Source organism: Nocardia sp. bgisy118, assembly GCF_057708605.1.
This window is the reverse complement of the sequence record NZ_JBYISM010000008.1, coordinates 90,926-108,621: the sequence shown is the minus strand read 5'-3', so window position 1 is coordinate 108,621 and position 17,696 is coordinate 90,926. Positions and strand designations below refer to the sequence as shown.

The 17,696-nt window shown below is 70.0% G+C and carries 12 protein-coding genes; 5 read left to right on the top strand and 7 right to left on the bottom strand.

Going from position 1 to position 17,696, the window contains the following annotated elements:
- Positions 1–150 precede the first annotated feature (150 nt).
- Positions 151–1,320, bottom strand: a complete 1,170-nt coding sequence (locus AC3EO7_RS12680; protein ID WP_431967234.1) for an acyl-CoA dehydrogenase family protein — start codon at positions 1,318–1,320, stop codon at positions 151–153.
- Between the two features lie 228 nt (positions 1,321–1,548).
- On the opposite strand from AC3EO7_RS12680, the gene AC3EO7_RS12675 reads away from it, so the two are divergent.
- Positions 1,549–2,085, top strand: coding sequence for a hypothetical protein (locus tag AC3EO7_RS12675; RefSeq protein ID WP_435591264.1), 537 nt, complete (start codon positions 1,549–1,551; stop codon positions 2,083–2,085).
- A gap of 299 nt (positions 2,086–2,384) precedes the next feature.
- A complete protein-coding gene (locus AC3EO7_RS12670; RefSeq protein WP_435591263.1) occupies positions 2,385–5,564 on the top strand; it encodes an AfsR/SARP family transcriptional regulator in 3,180 nt (1,059 codons plus the stop codon).
- Positions 5,565–5,717: 153 nt separating this feature from the next.
- Here AC3EO7_RS12670 and AC3EO7_RS12665 read toward each other — a convergent pair whose 3' ends face one another.
- The 6 genes from AC3EO7_RS12665 to kstR all read right to left on the bottom strand — a co-directional run bounded on the left by AC3EO7_RS12665 (position 5,718) and on the right by kstR (position 13,083).
- The gene (locus tag AC3EO7_RS12665; RefSeq protein WP_431967228.1) at positions 5,718–6,338 is read right to left on the bottom strand and encodes a maleylpyruvate isomerase family mycothiol-dependent enzyme; all 621 of its coding nucleotides are present in this window, start codon (positions 6,336–6,338) and stop codon (positions 5,718–5,720) included.
- 183 nt (positions 6,339–6,521) lie between these two features.
- A complete protein-coding gene (locus AC3EO7_RS12660) occupies positions 6,522–7,391 on the bottom strand; it encodes a metal ABC transporter permease (protein WP_431967226.1) in 870 nt (289 codons plus the stop codon).
- Positions 7,392–7,464: 73 nt separating this feature from the next.
- On the bottom strand, positions 7,465–8,376 hold the full coding sequence (locus AC3EO7_RS12655) for a metal ABC transporter ATP-binding protein (RefSeq protein WP_431967224.1): 912 nt from the start codon (positions 8,374–8,376) through the stop codon (positions 7,465–7,467).
- A gap of 20 nt (positions 8,377–8,396) precedes the next feature.
- Positions 8,397–9,278, bottom strand: coding sequence for a metal ABC transporter solute-binding protein, Zn/Mn family (locus tag AC3EO7_RS12650; RefSeq protein ID WP_431967222.1), 882 nt, complete (start codon positions 9,276–9,278; stop codon positions 8,397–8,399).
- Between the two features lie 190 nt (positions 9,279–9,468).
- The gene (gene otsB, locus AC3EO7_RS12645) at positions 9,469–12,039 is read right to left on the bottom strand and encodes a trehalose-phosphatase (RefSeq protein ID WP_431967220.1); all 2,571 of its coding nucleotides are present in this window, start codon (positions 12,037–12,039) and stop codon (positions 9,469–9,471) included.
- A gap of 393 nt (positions 12,040–12,432) precedes the next feature.
- A complete protein-coding gene (gene kstR / locus AC3EO7_RS12640; protein ID WP_067842427.1) occupies positions 12,433–13,083 on the bottom strand; it encodes a cholesterol catabolism transcriptional regulator KstR in 651 nt (216 codons plus the stop codon).
- Between the two features lie 146 nt (positions 13,084–13,229).
- Here kstR and AC3EO7_RS12635 point away from each other — a divergent pair, with 146 nt between their 5' ends.
- The 3 genes from AC3EO7_RS12635 (at position 13,230) to AC3EO7_RS12625 (ending at position 17,684) form a co-directional block, all read left to right on the top strand.
- Entirely contained in the window at positions 13,230–15,392 is a 2,163-nt protein-coding gene (locus AC3EO7_RS12635) for an acyl-CoA dehydrogenase family protein (protein ID WP_435591262.1), read from the top strand.
- 73 nt (positions 15,393–15,465) lie between these two features.
- On the top strand, positions 15,466–16,530 hold the full coding sequence (locus tag AC3EO7_RS12630) for an acyl-CoA dehydrogenase family protein (RefSeq protein WP_435591261.1): 1,065 nt from the start codon (positions 15,466–15,468) through the stop codon (positions 16,528–16,530).
- The gene (locus AC3EO7_RS12625) at positions 16,515–17,684 is read left to right on the top strand and encodes an acyl-CoA dehydrogenase family protein (protein WP_431967214.1); all 1,170 of its coding nucleotides are present in this window, start codon (positions 16,515–16,517) and stop codon (positions 17,682–17,684) included. The genes AC3EO7_RS12630 and AC3EO7_RS12625 overlap by 16 nt, the downstream gene beginning before the upstream one ends.
- Positions 17,685–17,696: the final 12 nt, after the last annotated feature.

Sequence of the window (17,696 nt, the reverse complement as noted above, 5' to 3'; positions counted from 1 at the left end):
GCCGGTCGAGATCCCCGACTTCGTCGTATGGCGTCTCGACCGCTGGGAAGTTGTCGGTGAACGGGCTCGTCGGGCTCGCCCTCGCGATGGTTGGGGAGCGCGGGGGACACAGCGTTGGGTCCTTGGGCGTGCCGCGCTACCAGTGGAGTGTCAGCGCAGGATCTTGCGGCCGATCGCGTACTTGTGGACCTCGGTGGGCCCGTCATAGAGGCGGAAGGCGCGCATGTCGCGGAAGATCATTTCGACCACCGTCTCGTCGCTGATGCCGATGCCGCCGAGCACCTGCACGCAGCGGTCGGCGACCTTGAACAGTTCCTCGGAGACGTAGGACTTCGCGATCGAGCTCTCGTGCCGCGCCTTCTCGCCCTGGTCCATGAGCCAGCAGGCGTGCCAGATGGTCAGGCGGCACTGGTGCAGCGCGATCTCGTTGTCCGCCAACATGAACGACACACCCTCGTGTTCGCCGATCGGCTTGCCGAACGCGGTGCGGGTCTTGGCGTGCTGGATCGCGATGCTCTGTGCCCGTTCGGCCGCGCCGAGCCAGCGCATGCAGTGCGTGAGCCGGGCCGGTGCCAGCCGCAGCTGGGCGTAGCGCAGCGCCTGCCCGGCTTCGCCGAGCAGCGCCGACTTGGGCAGCACCAGGTTGTCGAACCGGACGACGCCGTGCCCCGCGACGTAGTTGCGGTCCATCGTGTTCATCGTGCGCTCGATGACGATGCCGGGCTGGTCGCCGTCGGTGAGGAACAGCGTGGGCCCTTCGGGCAGGTGTGGGTTGGCGGCGAGGCGGGCCATGATGATCCAGGTCTTGGCGCCGTTGGCGCCGGTGATCAGCCATTTGCGGCCGTTGACGGTGAAGTTCTCGCCGTCGAAAACGGCCTCGGTGGCCAGCTGCGCCGGGTCGGAGCCCGCGCCCTCGGGTTCGGTCATCGCGAAGACCGAACGCTGGTGTCCGTTGATCACCGGCATCAGGTAGCGGTCGATCTGCTCCTGATTCGCGACCTTGGACAGCAGGAACATGTTGCCCTCGTCGGGCGCCGCGCAGTTCATCGCGATCGGGCCGAGGGTGGACCAGCCCGCCGCCTCGTAGATGACGGCCTGTTCGACGTGGCTCAGGCCGCGCCCGCCGAGCGCCTCGGGGGCCTGCACCGTCAGCAGCTTCTCCGCGCGGGCGAGTTCCACCAGCTCCTGGCGGAGTTCGTCGGTGGGCCCGTGCGCGGTCAGGCGCGGATCGCGCTCGAACGGGACGATTTTGTCGATCACGAACTGGCGGACGCGGTCGCGTTCGGCGGCGAGTTCGGCGGGAATCGAAAAGTCGATCATCGTTGGTCACCATTCGTTCGGCGGCGGGTGAGTCCGAGCATACGAAACCCGCCGCCGTTGACTGAAGGCGGCTGCCATCACAGAGGTTCGATAGCGCGTCGCGACCCGTCTACCTGCACTGACAAGCCCTGTCGGCGCGATGTCGGCGGCCTGTCAGCCGGGCCGCGCATCTTTGGTTCATCGAGAGCGCGGGCCACACCGGCCCGCCCCGCAGGACCGAAGAGCCGGATGAGGAGAACCACCATGCTGACCGTCGCCGCCATCGCCCAACTGCTGATCGCCGCCGCCTTCGTGAGCATCCCCCTGGTGCGCCACCGCTACGGCGCCGCCGCGAAGGCCGCCGCCGAGGCGGAACTGAACCGCCAGGGCGTCCGGCCCGGCGTGCTCGCCGAACACGGCATGCGCTTCGACGCGGGCGGCCACGAGACCTGGGCGCCGTTGTCCATCGCGCTGGTCATGGTCGCGCTGGCCGGACTGAACCTGGCCTCCGTCCCGTGGGGCCAGACGCTGACCTGGATCTGCCAGGTGCTCGTGGTGATCGTCAACATCGTCATCCTCTACAGCAACCTGACCGCCGCCAAGAGCATCGAGCACGCCTTCGCCAAGACCGGCGACCCGGAACTCGCCCGCATCGACGCCCGCCGCTTCCTCGCGGCCGCTGAGAACGCCTTCCCGCGCTGGGTGATGCCGTGGCTGCAGAACGCCCGCCACGCGATCGTCTTCGGCGGCTCGATCCTGGTCCTCGTCGCTCTGATCGCCGCCTGACGCACCTCGACCCGAAACCCGGTTCCACATTGCGCGGGACCGGGTTTCGTCGCATCCAGGACCCCAGCCTCCGCCTCCGCCCACCAAGCCAGCTCCCTCCACCACCACAGTCGGCCACCGTGGTGGCCGGCGTCGCCGTAGCGGGTTGCAATGCGCCGGCAGCGCACGGTCAATCCCCGACCACCTCACCGCTGACGTTGTCGCACACCGTGCACACGCCTTGCATAGGCACCGCCTGTGTGAGGCGTTCGGAAGGTGTGTGTCATCCAGCCCCGGACATTTCTGACAGGCTGGACGCCGTGCGTGTTGCTCTGCTCGGTCCGATCGCCGCCTTCGCCGACGACGGGTCGCCTCTCGATCTCGGTGGTGTGCGGCTGCGAATGCTGCTGGCCAGGCTGGCGCTGGAGGCGGGACGGCCGGTCTCGGTGGACGCGCTCGTCGACGGGCTGTGGGGCGAGCAGCCGCCCGCCGAAGCGGCCGGTGCGTTGCAGGCATTGGTTTCCCGGCTGCGCAAGGCCTTACGCGGCGCGGGCACACTCGAACTCGGTCCCGGCGGCTACCGGCTGTCGGTGCGCCCCGAGGATGTGGACGCGCACCGCTTCGAGTCCATCGCCGCCGACGGCCGCCGCGACCTGGCGGCGGGCAAGGTGGCGGCGGCGGGAGCCACGCTGGCCGACGCGCTCGCGCTCTGGCGGGGGCCCGCGCTCGCCGATGTGCGCGACGCCCCGTTCGCCGATCTCGCGGTCGCGCGGCTGGAAGAGCTGAAATCCACCGTCGCCGAGGACAATTACGACATCGAGATCCGACTCGGCAGGCACGCCGACGTCCTCGCCGACCTGGAAGCGGCCGCCGCCGAACGCCCGCTCGCCGAGCGACTGGCCGGGCTGCGCATGCGCGCGCTCTCGGCCGCGGGCCGCCAGTCCGACGCACTGGCCGTCTACGAACAGATTCGCGAGCGGCTCGGCGACGAACTCGGCGTCGATCCGTCCGCCGAACTGCGGGAGGTCCACCTGGCCCTGCTGCGCGGCGAGCTTGATCGCCCCGCGCCGCGACCGGAGCCGACGGTGAACCGAATTCCGTTGCCGCTCACCAATTTCGTCGGACGGGAACGCGAGCTGGCGCGGGTCGCCGAGTTGCTCGACGCGGGACGTCTCGTCACGCTGGTCGGCCCCGGCGGGGCGGGCAAGACCCGGGTGGCGGTCGAAACGGTCACCCGGCACCGGGCTCACGAACGCGGCCGGGTCTGGTTCGTCCCGCTGGCCGGCGTGAGTACCCCGGAACAGCTGACCGACACCGTGCTCGGCGCGCTGGGTTCCTGGGACCTGCGGGTGTCCGACAACCGGCCGACGCAGCCGCTCACCGGACCCGACCGTATCGCCGAACTGCTCGACGTCGGTCCCGCGGTGCTGGTGCTCGACAACTGCGAGCATCTGATCGAGTCCGCCGCGGAACTGGCCGACGGCCTCCTCGAAAGGCTTCCGCAGCTGCGGATTCTCGCGACCAGCCGTGAGCCGCTCGCCATCGCCGGCGAGGCGCTGTACCAGCTCGGTCCGCTCGAATTGCCCGGCGAGGCAGTCGAACTCGCCGGTGTCGCCGATGCCGCCGCGGTGCGGCTGTTCCTGGACAGGGCGATCGCGGCCCGCCCCGATTTCGTCTTGGACGCCGAGACGGCCGGGCCGGTAGTGGACATCTGCCGTCAGCTCGATGGCCTGCCGCTGGCGCTCGAGCTCGCGGCGGCCAAGCTGCGTTCGATGAGCGTCGAGCAGATCGCGCGCAGACTCGACGATCGCTTCCGGCTGCTGACCTCGGGCAGCCGCACCGCACAACCGCGCCAGCGCACGCTGCTCGCCCTGGTGGCTTGGAGCTGGGACCTGCTCACCGAGCCGGAACGGACACTGGCGCGCAGACTCTCGCTGTTTCCCGGCGGCGCGAAGCTGGAGGCATTGGAGGAGATCTGCTCCGACGCGACCCTGCCCGGCGAGGACGTGCTGTATGTGGCCGACGCGCTGGTGGAGAAGTCCGTCCTCACGGTCTCCGGCGACCCCGAGCCGCGCTATCGCATGCTCGCGACCATCCGCGCCTACGCGGCCGACCGGCTGGAGGAGACCGGTGACGACCTCGCCGATCGCTTCGCCGAACACTACCTGGCGCTGGCCGAGCGGCACGAGCCGTCGCTGCGCACCCGAGACCAGCTGCGCGCCATGGCGATTCTCGACGCGGAACACGAAAATCTGGTAGCCGCACTGCGATCCACGCTCCACAACGGTGACGGCATGCGCGCATCGCGTTTCGTCGGCGCGTTGTTCTGGTACTGGGGCATCCGCGGCATGGGCACCCAGTTCGAGACCTTCCTCGCCGCCGTACTGCGCCTCGACGACGCGCTGCCCGAGCGCGAGCGGGCCGCACTGCGGCTGATCCAGTTGCTCGCGGGCGCGCCGATCACGGAAAGCGTCGCGGTGCGGACGTTGATCGAGGACGGCGAGGTGGCGGGCGCGCTCGACTTCCACCCGGCCCTGTTGCTCTGGGTTCCGCTGCTCGCCGCGTCGGCGGGCGCCGACGACCTCGGCGCACGCGTGCTCGATCGGGCGCTGGCCGCGCCGGACCCGTGGGTGCGGTCCTGCGCGCACTGGGCCCGGGATCACGTGTGGACAGAACAGGGCGATCGGCGTGCGGGGACCGAAGACCGTGCCGCGGCGCTGCGCGGGTTCGCGGCGGTGGGCGATCGCTGGGGGCTCGGTATGGCGCTGCTGGCTGTCGGCCGCGATCACTCGCTGCGCGGCGAACACGACGACGCCATCGCGGTCTTCGAGAAGGGCGTCGCGGTCAGCAGCGAACTCGGCGGCCAAGACGATCTGTTCCACTGCCGCGCCCGGCTCACCGCCGAACGCATGCGCGCGGGCGACCTGGACGGCGCGCTGCGCGATATCGAGGCGATGCGACGGCAGGCCACCGAGCGAGGCCACCGGCGCAGCGCCGCGGAGACCCTCTTCGCGCTCGCCGAATGGCACCGTCGCGCGGGCGACGTGCCCGCCGCCGACCGCACGATCGACGAGCTCGCGGCGATCGCCGACCGGCTCGGCCTCCCGGACGCCATGGCCGCCGATCTCGTCACCGCCGCCCGCCTGGCCAACCGTCTCGCCGAGGGCGATGCGACCGCGGCCCGCGCGCTCCTTCCCCGCGCCGCCGCGGGCCTGTTCGCCTGGGCCGACGCCGCCAACACCGCCCACGTCGCCGAACTGCTCGCCGAACTGCGCACACTCGAGAACGCCCCCGAGGACGCCGCGGAAGCCCTCGGCCTCAGCGCGTCCCTCCGCGGCGACTTCGACGCGGGCGAACCCCGCCTCACCACCTTGGCTAACTCCCTCACCGACCGACTAGGTCAGGAAACCTACAAAGCCGCCTTCCATCATGGCGCGACCCTACTGAGGGCCGAAGCCCTAGCCCGCCTCCGCACTGCGGTAGGCCTCACCGACCAGTGACCCACGCCCCGCCCATTACCGGCGTTGCAACGTCCACGGCCGCATTGCCCAAACGACATGATGAGCGCAATCGCCATGAGGCGCGCCGCCGCTGACGGTATGTCGGGCCGCAGCTCAGCGCGGCACGACGAGGCGGTCGACCTGTCCGGGGACTCAGACGCGCCGCACGAGTCGCGTATGTCCGGGACCGGTCAGATCATCGAGGGCCGAGGGCCGCGCTGCCATCGCCATGAGCAGCGCCTCACCGGTGCCGCGTACCTCCGGCCCGGCGCCGAAGGTCCAGTCGATGTCGGTGGCGACCAGTCGCAGTCCACGCACCAGCCACGCACCCCGGATCAGCGGTGCGAAGCGGACGAAGTCGAGTGCCGCGCGCAGTCGAACCGGCGGGATTGTTCGCGCCAGTCCCAAGGGCCGCCGAATGTCCTGGTGATGAATCATCGCCTCGGCAAGAGCGACCCGCCCGCCGAACCAGGCGGTCAGGCCGACTGGTTGCTGCCGAGCGCGGATCAACTCGACCAACTGCTCTGGGCTCGCGTCGAGGTATCTCGCGACATCGGCCGCATTGATCCGAGCCAGCGACCAGCCGCGGGCGCGGCGGCAGGCAAACCTCATCGGCGTCAGCTCGCCGTAGCCGATCACGTGCGCCGCCACGTCGCGCACCCGCCACTGCGAACAGAGGCTTGGCGCCTGCCACTGGTTGTCGGAGAGGCTCGCCAACAGGTCTGCCAGTTCGGCCCGCTCCGCGCGCGCTTCTGCGTTCATCTCCGTGGTCATCGCCATCCCCCACGCCGCTCGGATGCCGTCGGCACCTCACAGCGTGCCAGCGACCCCGGTCGGTGACAAATCGGCTCAAATCCGATCGCCGACTGGGGCCGTCGAACCAGATGCGGTGTCGCATCAAGCCGTATACGACGTGCTGTGCACGATCGGCGGCCTACCCGACCGATCGGCACCGATTCAGCGAAATCGCGCCAGCTGGCGGCGGCGGTTGCCGATCACCCGGCAGACCACGTAGATCGAGAACGAGATCGCCGTGACGAAGGTCGACACCGGAACGCCGGGGGCCAGGGACAGCAGGATGCCGCCGACCGCGGCGAGTTCGGCGAAGACGATCGCCAGGATCGTCGCGCGGGCCGGGTTGGCGGTGAGCTGGGCGGCGGCCGCTGCGGGGGTGATGAGCAGCGCGAGCACGAGCAGCGCGCCGACGATCTGGACGCCGAAGGCCGCGGTGATGCCGAGCAGCACGGCGAAGATCACCGCGAGGGCACGCACCGGCACACCGCGCGCCACCGCGACTTCCGGATCCGAGCTGGCGAACAGCAGCGGCCGGTAGATCACCGCGAGCACGCCGAGCACCAGCACCGTGCAGGTGATGAGCAGCGCGAGACCGCTGTATCCGACGCTGACCACCTGACCGGTCAGCAGCGAGAACTTGGATCCGGCGCGCTCCGGCCCGAGCCAGAGGAACAGCACGGAGAGCCCGAGCCCGAACGAGAGCACCACCGCGATCACCGAATCGCGTTCCCGCGCACGGGTCCCGAGCACGCCGAACAGCACGGCGGCCACCACCGACCCGATGATCGCCCCGAGCCCGACTCCGATCCCGGCGAGCAGCGCCGCGGCCGCGCCGGTGAGCGACAGCTCGCTGGTGCCGTGCACCGCGAACGACATCTGCCTGCTGATGATCAGCGGACCGATCGCCCCGGCGAGCAGCCCGAGCAGGGCCGCCGCCAGCACCGCCTGCTGGACGAAGTCGTAGGAGAGCAGATCGACCGTGGTGGACAGGTCGAACATCTTCGAGAAGACATCGGCGAGTTTGCCGGTCATGCCCGAACCTCGCTGACGCTCGGCTCCAGCATGCGCGAGGCGCGCTGGCACATGATTCGCTCACTGCGTTCGCTCATGCCCGAACCCCTCTCGTATCGGGTTCGGCGTGGCAGTGCTGCGCGCCTGCCGCGCCGAGGGCGTCCATGGTGTCACCGGTGCCGACCACCACCAGCCGCCCGCGCACCCGCAGCACGTCGACCTCGGTCTGGTACAGCTCGGAGAGCACCTCGGAGGTCATCACCTCGTCGGGCGCGCCGATCCGGAACTGGCCGTCCACCAGGTACAGCACCCGGTCCACCAGCGGCAGAATCGGATTGATCTCGTGGGTCACGAAGAGCACCGCGGTGTCGTGGCTGCGCCTGCGCCGGTCGATGAGCTCGGCGACCAGTCGCTGGTTGGCCAGGTCGAGGCTGAGCAGCGGTTCGTCACAGAGCAGCACCTTCGGGTCGCCGACCAGTGCTTGCGCCACGCGCAGGCGCTGCTGCTCGCCGCCCGACATGGATTCCAGTGGCGCGTTCGCGAACTTCTCCGCGCCGACGGCCGCGATGGCGGCGTCCACCTTGCGTTTGCGTTCGGCCCGCCCGCGCAGGCCGAGGCCCCAGCGGTGCCCGTCGACGCCGAGGCCGACCAGGTCGACGCCGCGCAGCTGCACGCCCGCGTCGATCGTCTTCTGTTGCGGCACATAGCCGATATCGGGATTGCCCGCGCGCGCAGGCGATCCGGCGACGAACGCCCGGCCGGAGCCGAGGGCGAGCTGGCCGAGGAGCACCTTGAGCAGCGAGGTCTTGCCGGAGCCGTTGGGGCCGAGCACGGCGATGAACTCGCCGGGAGCCACCTCGAGATCGAGCCCTTGCCAGAGGGTGCGGTCGCCGAACGACAGCCGGGCGTCGTCGAGGCGGACGGCCGCCGTCCCGTCGGTGTCGACGAGCCGCGGACGCACCGGTGCGGTGTGCTCGGTCAGCGCGGCTCCCTTGCTCGTGGACATCTCGATCAGCTGCTCGTCGATCAGCCCAGCGCTTCGGCCAGCGCTTCGGTGTTCTTGGTCTGCCACTGAATGTAATCCATTCCCTCGGGGAGGGTTTCGGTCACCTCGACGACGGCGACGCCGTTCGTCACGGCCAGCTCGCGCAGGTCGCGGGTGATCTTGTCCTGGGTCTGCACGTTGTAGACGAGCGCGCGAACCTGCTTGCCGGTGAGCAGATCCCGGGTTTCCGCGACGGCCGCGGGCGCGGGATCGGTCTCCTGCTCGATCGCCTCCTGGAACTCGTGCGGGGTGCGGTCCTCCGCGCCGGCGGCGCGCAGCAGGTAGTAGGCGAGCGGTTCGGTCTGCAACACCGGCGTCTTCGGGTGCTGGGCGGCGAGCGCGCCGGTGGCCGCGGTGATCCCGCCCAGCTGCGACTTGAAGGCGGCGGCACGGGCGGTGTAGTCGGCGGCGTGCGCGGAGTCGATCTCGCCGAGCGCGCCCGCGATCATGTCGGCGACCGTGCCGACGGTGGCCACGTCGTACCAGACGTGCTCGTTCTCGTCGCTCTTGTCGGCGCGGGACTCGAAGGCGTCGACGGCCCGCTTGCCCTTGCCCGAGATGGCCTTCTCGATGAATTCGTCGTAGCCGCCGCCGTTGTAGACGATCAGGTCGGCGTCGCTGATCTTCGCCGACTCGACCGCCGAGGTCTCGTGCGAGTGCGGGTCGGCGGCGGGGTCGGTGATGATCGAGGTGACGGTCGCGTCGGGACCGGCGACGGTGGCGGCGATATCGCCCCACACATCGGTCGAGGCGACGACCTGCGGTTTGCCCGAGTCATCGGAGCTGCCGCAGGCGGTCAGCGCGAGGGCGGTCGCCACCCCCACGGCGATGCCGGCGAACTTCGAGGCAATTCGGCTACTCACGCGGAAGCACTCCTGGCGATACGAACAGAGCAGGATGAGTGCTCCAGAACATAATGGAAATCGTTACCGTTTGACTTTATCAGCCCCGTGCAACCCGGCCACCGCCACATCGCTGCCGAAAGCCGCCCCGGCAAACGCCGAGGCCCGCGAACCGGATGGTCCGCGGGCCTCGACGGCCGGTCCGTGACCTCTAGACGAGCACCTCCACGGGCTGTGCCAGCAGCTGCGCGCAGCGCAGCAGACCGAGGTGGCTGTAGGCCTGCGGGTGGTTGCCCAGCGACCGCTCGGCCACCGGGTCGTACTCCTCGCTGAGCAGCCCGGTCGGTCCCGCCACGTCGACCAGCTGGGCGAACAGCGCCTCGGCGTCCGAACGCTTGCCGATCAGCAGGTACGCCTCGACCAGCCAGGCCGCGCACAGGTGGAATCCACCTTCTCCGCCCGGCAGGCCGTCGTCGTGGTGGTAGCGGTACACGGTCGACCCGCTGCGCAGCTCGGCCTCGGTGGCCACGACCGTCGCGGCGAAGCGTGGGTCGGAGGGATCGATCAGCCCGCTCAGGCCGATGTGCAGGGTGGCCGCGTCCAGGTCGGTGCCGTCGTAGGCCGCGGTGAACGACTGGACCTCGTCGTTCCAGCCCTTGGTCTTGACCTCCTCGGCGATGGTGTCGCGCAGCTCGATCCACTCCGGCTCGACCTGCCGGTCGAACTTCTGCGCCAGCGTCAGCGCCCGGTCGGCCGTCAGCCAGCCCATCACCTTCGAGTACACGTGGTGGCGCGGGTTGCCGCGGATCTCCCAGATGCCGTGGTCGGGCTCGGTCCAGCGACGCTGCACCGCCGAGACCATGGCGTGCACCAGTTCCCAGTCGGCGTCCGGCAGCGCCTTGGCCGGATCGGTGACGCCCTTGCGCTCGCGTGCGTGCGCCAGCGTCGCGATCAGGTCGACGATCGGTCCGAAGACGTCCAGCTGCACCTGCATGTTCGCGGCGTTGCCGACGCGCACCGGGCGCGACCCGGCGTACCCGGGGAGCTGGTCGATGACGGCCTCGGGCGGCAGCGTCTCGCCGTAGATGGTGTACAGCGGGTGCAGCCGCTCGGGTCCGGGCAGCGTCTCCAGCACGCGGTGCACCCAGCCGAGGAACTGCTCGGCCTCGGCGAGCGAGCCGAGGTTGACCAGCGCCTGCGCGGTGAGCGCGGCGTCGCGCAGCCAGCAGTAGCGGTAGTCCCAGTTGCGGATGCCGCCGATGTCCTCGGGTAGCGAGGTGGTGGCCGCGGCGAGGATCGAGCCGGACGGCGCGTGCACCAGCCCGCGCAGGGTGAGTGCGGAGCGCTTCATCAGATCCGGCTTCAGCGGCGGCAGCTCCAGCGCGCTCGACCACTCCGACCAATACCGCTGCGCCTCCCTGCGGCGTTCCGGCTCGCCGGTCATCGCGGGCGCGAGATCATGTGTGCCGCAGCGCAGTTCCAGCACGATCGGGCCGTTCGCCGGGTCGACCACGGCGCGTGCGACATCGTGCGTTCCGTCGCTCTCGATCTCCCACCGGACACCGGGGGAGCGCAGCACCATCGGGTCGTTGGTACCGCGCACCCGCAGGCCCGCCGGATCGGGTTCGAGCGACACCGGCACCTGGCCGAATTCCGGCCGCGGCGCGAAGGTGACGACCGCCTTGGCCACGCCCGAGATCACCCGGGTCAGATCGGTACGGTTCGGCGTCACGTCGTGCGGCAAGTAGTCGACGACTTGCAAACTGGCCCAACGGGTTTCGACGGTCATGGTGCCGTCCACGTAGCGCTGCGAGAGCGGCAGCCCCGGCCGCTCCGGCGCGACGGTGAAGTGGCCCGCCTGCGGTCCGCCGAGCAGGTGCGCGAACACCGCGGCGGAATCCGGCTCCGGGTGGCAGAACCAGGTGACCGTGGCATCGGGGGTGAGCAGCGCCAACGAGCGCGGGCTGGACAGCATGGTCAGTCGCTCGATGCGCGGCGCGCTCGCGCCTGCCAGCCAGGTGCGCCGTTCCTCCAGCAGGAAGGCCAGCGCGCACGCGACCGCCTCCGTGCTGGCCACCCGGTACTTGGCCATGCTGTCGCCCTCGCCGACCTTGATGCCGACGTCCGGGCCGGAGAGCACGCGGAAGGCCTTCTCGTCGGTGACGTCGTCGCCGAAGAACACCGCGGCGGTCGCGCCCTCTTGGTGGCGGATGGTGTCGAGCGCGTTGCCCTTGTCGGTGGGGACGACGGCCAGCTCGATGACGGCCTTGCCCTCGGTGACCTGTACGCCGACCCAGCAGGCCGGACCCTGGCGCACCGTGGTCAGCGCCCTGCGGCCGATCTCGGGGCTGGCGTTGCGCACGTGCAGCGCGATGCTGGCCGGCTTGATCTCGACGGTGACGCCCGGATTGCCCGCGGCGATCTGCGACAGGGAGTTCTGCACTTCCTGGAGCAGCTGTTTGGCGTCGTTGTCGATCGCGTGCACGAAGCCGACGTCGAACTCCGAACCGTGGCTACCGATCAGTTGCACCTCGACCGGAAGCCGGGAGAGTGCCGCGAGATCACGCAGCGCGCGGCCGGAGATCACGGCCGCCGTCGTCCCGGTGAGTCCGGCGAGAGCGCGTAGCGCGCTCACCGATTCTCGGTGCGGATACGCCTTGGTCGGGTCGGACACGATCGGGGCCAATGTCCCGTCGTAGTCCGACGCGACCAAGAGCCGTGGCTCGCGCGCGACCGTCGACAAAGCTCGTCGAAGTTCCTGTGGCAGATCCTGTGCGCTCACGCATCCAACCTAGTGATCGGAGGAGTTGTTTCAGGGGCGGGCAAAACAATACTGGGTTGAATTCACCGCACCGCAGTGCGCCGGTATGCGTGCGCACGATTGCAACCCGGTTATCGGGATTTGCCCAGTTAACGCACAGGTAACCAGCAAGTAACTTTCCGCGGACCCGAGCGGAGTCGGGTCGCACGGCGATCACGAGGGCCGTCACGGCCGAGCCGTTTCCTTCCGGCGGATCGGCCGGATATGAGTCGCTTTGTCGGACATGACGGTTCGCGGTCTGCTCCGCGTGCAGAGGCAAGCGCGGCATAACACCACGGTAGTCCGGTCGCGGGCAGTCTGCCCGGCGACCGGACTCGTCGATCCGATTCAGAGGGAGCGAGTTATCGCATCCGGCTATTTCGCCGCTTGGTCTCCGAGCAGAAGATCCACGGTCAGTTCGAGACGGTCTGTGACATCGGTCGCCGAAGCCCGTCGAGTGAGCCACGCCACCAGATTGGAAAGCCACACGTCACTGATGACGCGAGCAATGGCCAGTTGCCGCTCGGTCGGTTCTCCGTCGTTCATGGCGCGGGCGAAAACCCGATCCATCACCTTGCCGACGCGATCCACTTCGGCCGCGGCCGAGGCGTCGGCGAACATGAACGCGCGCGTCATGGCCTCGGTGAGCAGCGGGTCGCGCTGCATCATCCGGGTGATCTGGGTGAGCAGCAGGTGCATGCGCTCCTGCGGCGTCGTTCCGGCAAGCGGCTTGCGTTTGCCCTCGATCTGCTCGAACTCCCTGGCCAGCGCCGAGACCAGCAGGTGCACCTTGGACGGGAAGTACCGGTAGAGGGTGCCGACGGCCACATCCGCGCGCTCGGCGACGGCGCGCATCTGCACCGCGTCGTATCCGCCCTTGGAGGCCAGCGCCAGCGTCGCGTCCAGGATGCGCTTGCGTCGCTCGCGCTGCGCGGCCGAGCTCAGATCGTCCTCGCTGAGCGTCGTGACGGTCGCTGGGCGGGCGGCGCTCGCGTCGGCGGGCTGCGAGCGGGAGGGGCTGGCCATCGAAAAGGGTCCTTTCCTCGAACGTCGTACGTCGGCCTGGCGCGCGGTGCTGACCGATACGGATGGCCGTCTCTTGACTTCCGCACGGCAAGGATATTAGAACATGTTCTAGGTGTGGGAGTCACGCCGGAAAGGCGGGTTGGAGTGTGACCATCGCCACCACTGACGAGCATAAAGCCGTTCAGGAGTCGATGCGGGGCTGGGCCGGATCGGTCCGTCCGATTGCAACGATGCGAGCCGAGCCGGTCGGGTTCTGGCGCGCGTACTGGCCCGCGCTGGCCGAACTCGGGATCTTCCGGGTCGCGGTCGCCGAGGACGCGGGTGGCGCCGGTGGGTCGGTCGCCGATCTCGCCGTGCTGCTGGAGCAGGCGGCGCACGATCTGGTGGGCGGGCCGGTGCTCAGCACCGCCCTGGCCAACCTGGTCACCGCGGGCGCCCTCGCCGAGGACCTGCCGTGCGGTATCGCGCTCGACGTCGTTGTCGGTCCGGACATTTCGTCCGTGACGGGTGTCAGCGTACCCGCAGGCGCCGATGAGGTGTTGCTCACCGGTGTCTGGGAATTCGTGCTCGGGGCCGCCACGGGAACCGCTGTGCTGCTTCCCGTCGACAGTCCCGACGGTCCGCGCTGGTGCTTGGTGCCGCCGGACGCCGCGGGGCTGCGGATCGAGGTACTGGCCTCCGCCGATCCGAGCACCCCGCTGGCCAGGGTGCACTGCGCCGAGGTCGCGGTGCCCGCCGAGCGGATGTTCGCCTCGGCGCACCGGGTCGAAGATCTGCTCGTGGCGCTCGTCGCCGCGGAGCTCGCCGGTCTGGCGGGCTGGTGCCTCGACACCGCGGTCGAATACGCCAAGGTGCGTGAGCAGTTCGGCCGCAAGATCGGTTCCTTCCAGGCGGTCAAGCACATCTGCGCGTGGATGCTGTGCCGCACCGAGCTGATCCGCTCGGTCGCGCTGGACGCCGCCGCGGCCGTCGACGAGGGCGGCGCCGAACTGCCGATCGCGGCCGCCATCGCCGCGGCCATCGCGCTGGACGCCGCGGTGGAGACCGCCAAGGACTGCATCCAGGTGCTCGGCGGCATCGGCTTCACCTGGGAACACGACGCCCACTTCTACCTGCGCAGGGCCACGGCGCTGCGCCAGTTGCTCGGCGGCTCGGCCCGCTGGCGGGCCAGGGTCACCGAGCTGACGCGGTCGGGCATGCGCCGCACCACCGGCGCCGACCGGGTCTTCGCCGCCGAGGGCGTGGACGGCTCGGCCGCCACCGACCTGGCCGCCGAGGTCGCCGCGATCGCGGCTCTCCCGGTCGGCCAGCGGCGCGACGCCCTGGTAGACGCGGGACTGGCGATGCCGCACTGGCCCGCGCCCTACGGTCGCGGCGCCGATCCGATGACCGGCCTCGTGATCTCCGAGGAGTTGCGCCGCGCCGGCCTCACCGCGCCCGACCTCGCCATCGGCGGCTGGGCCATCCCGACGCTGTTGCAGCACGGCACCCAGGAGCAGATCGATCGCTTCGCCTGGCCGACGCTGCGCGGCGAGGTGGTGTGGTGCCAGCTGTTCAGCGAGCCTGGCGCGGGCTCCGACCTCGCCGCCCTGCGCACCACCGCCAAGCGGGTCGACGGCGGCTGGGTGCTGAACGGCCAGAAGGTCTGGACTTCGTTGGGCGACAAGGCGAACTGGGGCATCTGCCTGGCGCGCACCGACGCCGACGCGCCCAAGCATCGCGGCATCTCCTACTTCCTCGTCGACATGCGCAGCAAGGGGCTCGAGGTCCGGCCGCTGGTGCAGATCACCGGCGAGGCGCGATTCAGCGAGGTGTTCCTCGACGACGTCTTCGTGCCGGACGACTGCCTGGTCGGTGCGCTGAACAACGGGTGGAAGATCGCCCGCTCCACGCTGTCCACCGAACGAGTCGCGATGGGCGGCAACGGGATCGGGCCGGTGCTGGAGGAGCTCATCGCCAAGCTGCCCGCCACCGGGCCCGGCGCGGAGCTGAGGAACGACCGGCTCGGCGGCTTCGTCGCCGAGGCCATCGCCGGGCTGCTGCTCGAGCAGCGGGCCGCCGTCGCGATGCTGGCGGGCGCCGACCCCGGCGCGCAGAGCAGTGTGCGCAAGCTGGTGGGTGTGCGGCACCGCCAGGCGGTGGCGGAGTTCGCCGTCGAGGCGGCGGGACCGAACGGTGCGCAGGATTCGGACGAGGTGACCGAATTCCTGCTCACCCGTTGTCTTTCCATCGCGGGAGGCACCGAGCAGATCCTGCTCACCGTGGCCGGTGAGCGGATTCTCGGGCTGCCTCGCGATGCGGACAGTTAGTCGACGAGCCCACCCGTCGCCCGACCACCCCCCAAGGAATCACCGGGCGATACCGAGTTAACTGGAGAACATCGTGGACTTCACCAGGGACGAGGGCCAGGACGCCGTCGCCGAAGTGGTAGTGAGTTTGCTGGAGCGCGAATCCGCACGCGATATCGAGCTGTGGCCGAGCCTCGTCGACTCGGGCCTGCTCGGGGTCGCGCTGCCGGAGCGCTTCGGCGGCGACGGTATGGGCCTGCCGGAGATCTCCGTGCTGCTCACCGAGCTGGCCACCGACGCGGTGGCGGTGCCCGCCCTGCCGACGCTCGGTTTCGGGCTGCTCGCGCTGCTGCCCGTGCTGCCCGACGCGGTGGCCGAACGGATCTATCCGGAGGTCGCGAAGGGCGCGGTGCTCACCGCGGCGCTCAGCGAACCCGGCGCGCCGTTCGCCGCGACACCGAAGACGACCGCGGTCGCCGAAGGGTCCGTCGTGCGGGTCAGCGGGCACAAGGTCGCGGTGCCCTATGCCGAGCAGGCGCGCTGGCTGCTGATCCCCACCGATTCCGGCATCGCGCTCGTCGACCGCGATGCCGCCGGACTGACCGTGACGCCCTCACCGTCCTCGGGCGGCCTGCCCGAGGGCAGTGTCCTGCTGGACAACGTGGAGATCCCGGCCGAGCAGTTGCTCCCCGGCGGCCTCCCGCGATTGCACCGGCTGGCCGTCGCGAGCATCGGCTCGGTCGCCGACGGCCTGCTGAAGGGCGCACTGGTGCTCACCGCCGAGCACCTGCGGGTGCGCCGCCAGTTCGACCGGCCGCTGGCCGAATTCCAGGCGGTGGCCCAGCAGATCGCCGACCTGTACGTGGTCTCCCGCACCCTGCACGCCGCGGCCGTCTCGGCGAACTGGGCGCTTTCGCAGCCCGACACCGGTTCCGCGCACCTGGAGCGCGTCGACGACGACCTCGACGTGCTCGCCTATACCGTGGCCTCCGAGCTGCCCGCCGCCATGCAGAAGTGTCATCACCTGCACGGAGGTCTCGGCGTCGACGTGACCCATCCGATGCACCGCTACTACTCCCAGGCCAAGGACATCGCCCGCTGGCTCGGCGGCGCGTCGTTCCGTCTGGATCGCTTAGGAGCAAGATGTTCATCGATCTGACCGCCGAGCAGCGCGCGCTGCGAGACGAACTCCGCACCTACTTCGCCGATCTCGTCACTCCCGAAGAGGAGGCCGAGATGGCGGTGAACCGGCACGGCGACGCCTACCGCGCCGTCGTGCGGCGCATGGGCCGCGACGGTTGGCTCGGGGTCGGCTGGCCGAAGGAATACGGCGGGCAGGGTTTCGGGCCCGTCGAACAGCAGATCTTCTTCAACGAGGCGGTACGGGCCGACGTCCCGCTGCCGCTGGTGACGCTGCTGACCGTCGGACCGACCTTGCAGACCTACGGCACCGACGCGCAGAAGCAGAAGTTCCTGCCCGGAATCCTTTCCGGCGATATCCATTTCGCGATCGGCTACTCCGAGCCGGAGGCGGGCACCGACCTGGCCTCGCTGCGCACCAGCGCCGTCCGCGATGCCTCGGGCGACTGGATCGTCAACGGGCAGAAGATCTTCACCACCGGCGCGCACGAAGCCGACTACGTCTGGCTGGCCTGCCGCACCGGCACGGCGGACTCGCGCCACCGCGGCATCACGATCCTGATCGTGGACACCGAGGATCCCGGCTACTCCTGGACGCCGATCATCACCTGCGACGGCGCCCACCACACCAACGCCACCTATTTCGACAACGTCCGCGTCCCGGCCGACATGCTGGTCGGCGAGGAGAACCGGGGCTGGCGGCTGATCACCACCCAGCTCAATCACGAGCGGGTGAGCCTCGGCCCGTCCGGCAAGATCGAACAGCTCTACGACCGGGTGCGCGACTGGGCGCGACCGCGCGGGCTGCTCGTCGAATCCGATGTGCAGCGGTCGCTGGGCCGTATGCACGCCATGGTCCGGCTGAACGAACTGCTGAACTGGCAGGTCGCGGCCGCCGACAAGAGCCCGGACGGCGACCAGTCGCAGGTCATCGCCGACGCTTCGGCCACCAAGGTGTTCTCCACCGAGTCACTCCAGGAAGCGGGCCGCCTGGCCGAGGAGATCGTCGGCCGCCACGGCGATCCGGCCGAGCCCGCCACCGCCGAACTGCTCACCTGGCTGGACCGGCGCACCAAACAGAACCTCGTGGTGACCTTCGGCGGCGGCGTCAACGAGATCATGCGCGAGCTCGTCGCCACCGCCGGACTGAACCTGCCGCGAGTACCCCGATAGGAAGAAGGAGCC

Excerpts from the sequence above, each read along its gene's own strand:
- AC3EO7_RS12680 (WP_431967234.1), bottom strand. The coding sequence starts at position 1,320 with ATGATCGACTTTTCGATTCCCGCCGAACTCGCCGCCGAACGCGACCGC.
- AC3EO7_RS12675 (WP_435591264.1), top strand. The coding sequence starts at position 1,549 with ATGAGGAGAACCACCATGCTGACCGTCGCCGCCATCGCCCAACTGCTG.
- AC3EO7_RS12665 (WP_431967228.1), bottom strand. The coding sequence starts at position 6,338 with ATGACCACGGAGATGAACGCAGAAGCGCGCGCGGAGCGGGCCGAACTG.
- AC3EO7_RS12660 (WP_431967226.1), bottom strand. The coding sequence starts at position 7,391 with ATGACCGGCAAACTCGCCGATGTCTTCTCGAAGATGTTCGACCTGTCC.
- AC3EO7_RS12655 (WP_431967224.1), bottom strand. The coding sequence starts at position 8,376 with ATGTCCACGAGCAAGGGAGCCGCGCTGACCGAGCACACCGCACCGGTG.
- kstR (WP_067842427.1), bottom strand. The coding sequence starts at position 13,083 with ATGGCCAGCCCCTCCCGCTCGCAGCCCGCCGACGCGAGCGCCGCCCGC.
- AC3EO7_RS12625 (WP_431967214.1), top strand. The coding sequence starts at position 16,515 with ATGTTCATCGATCTGACCGCCGAGCAGCGCGCGCTGCGAGACGAACTC.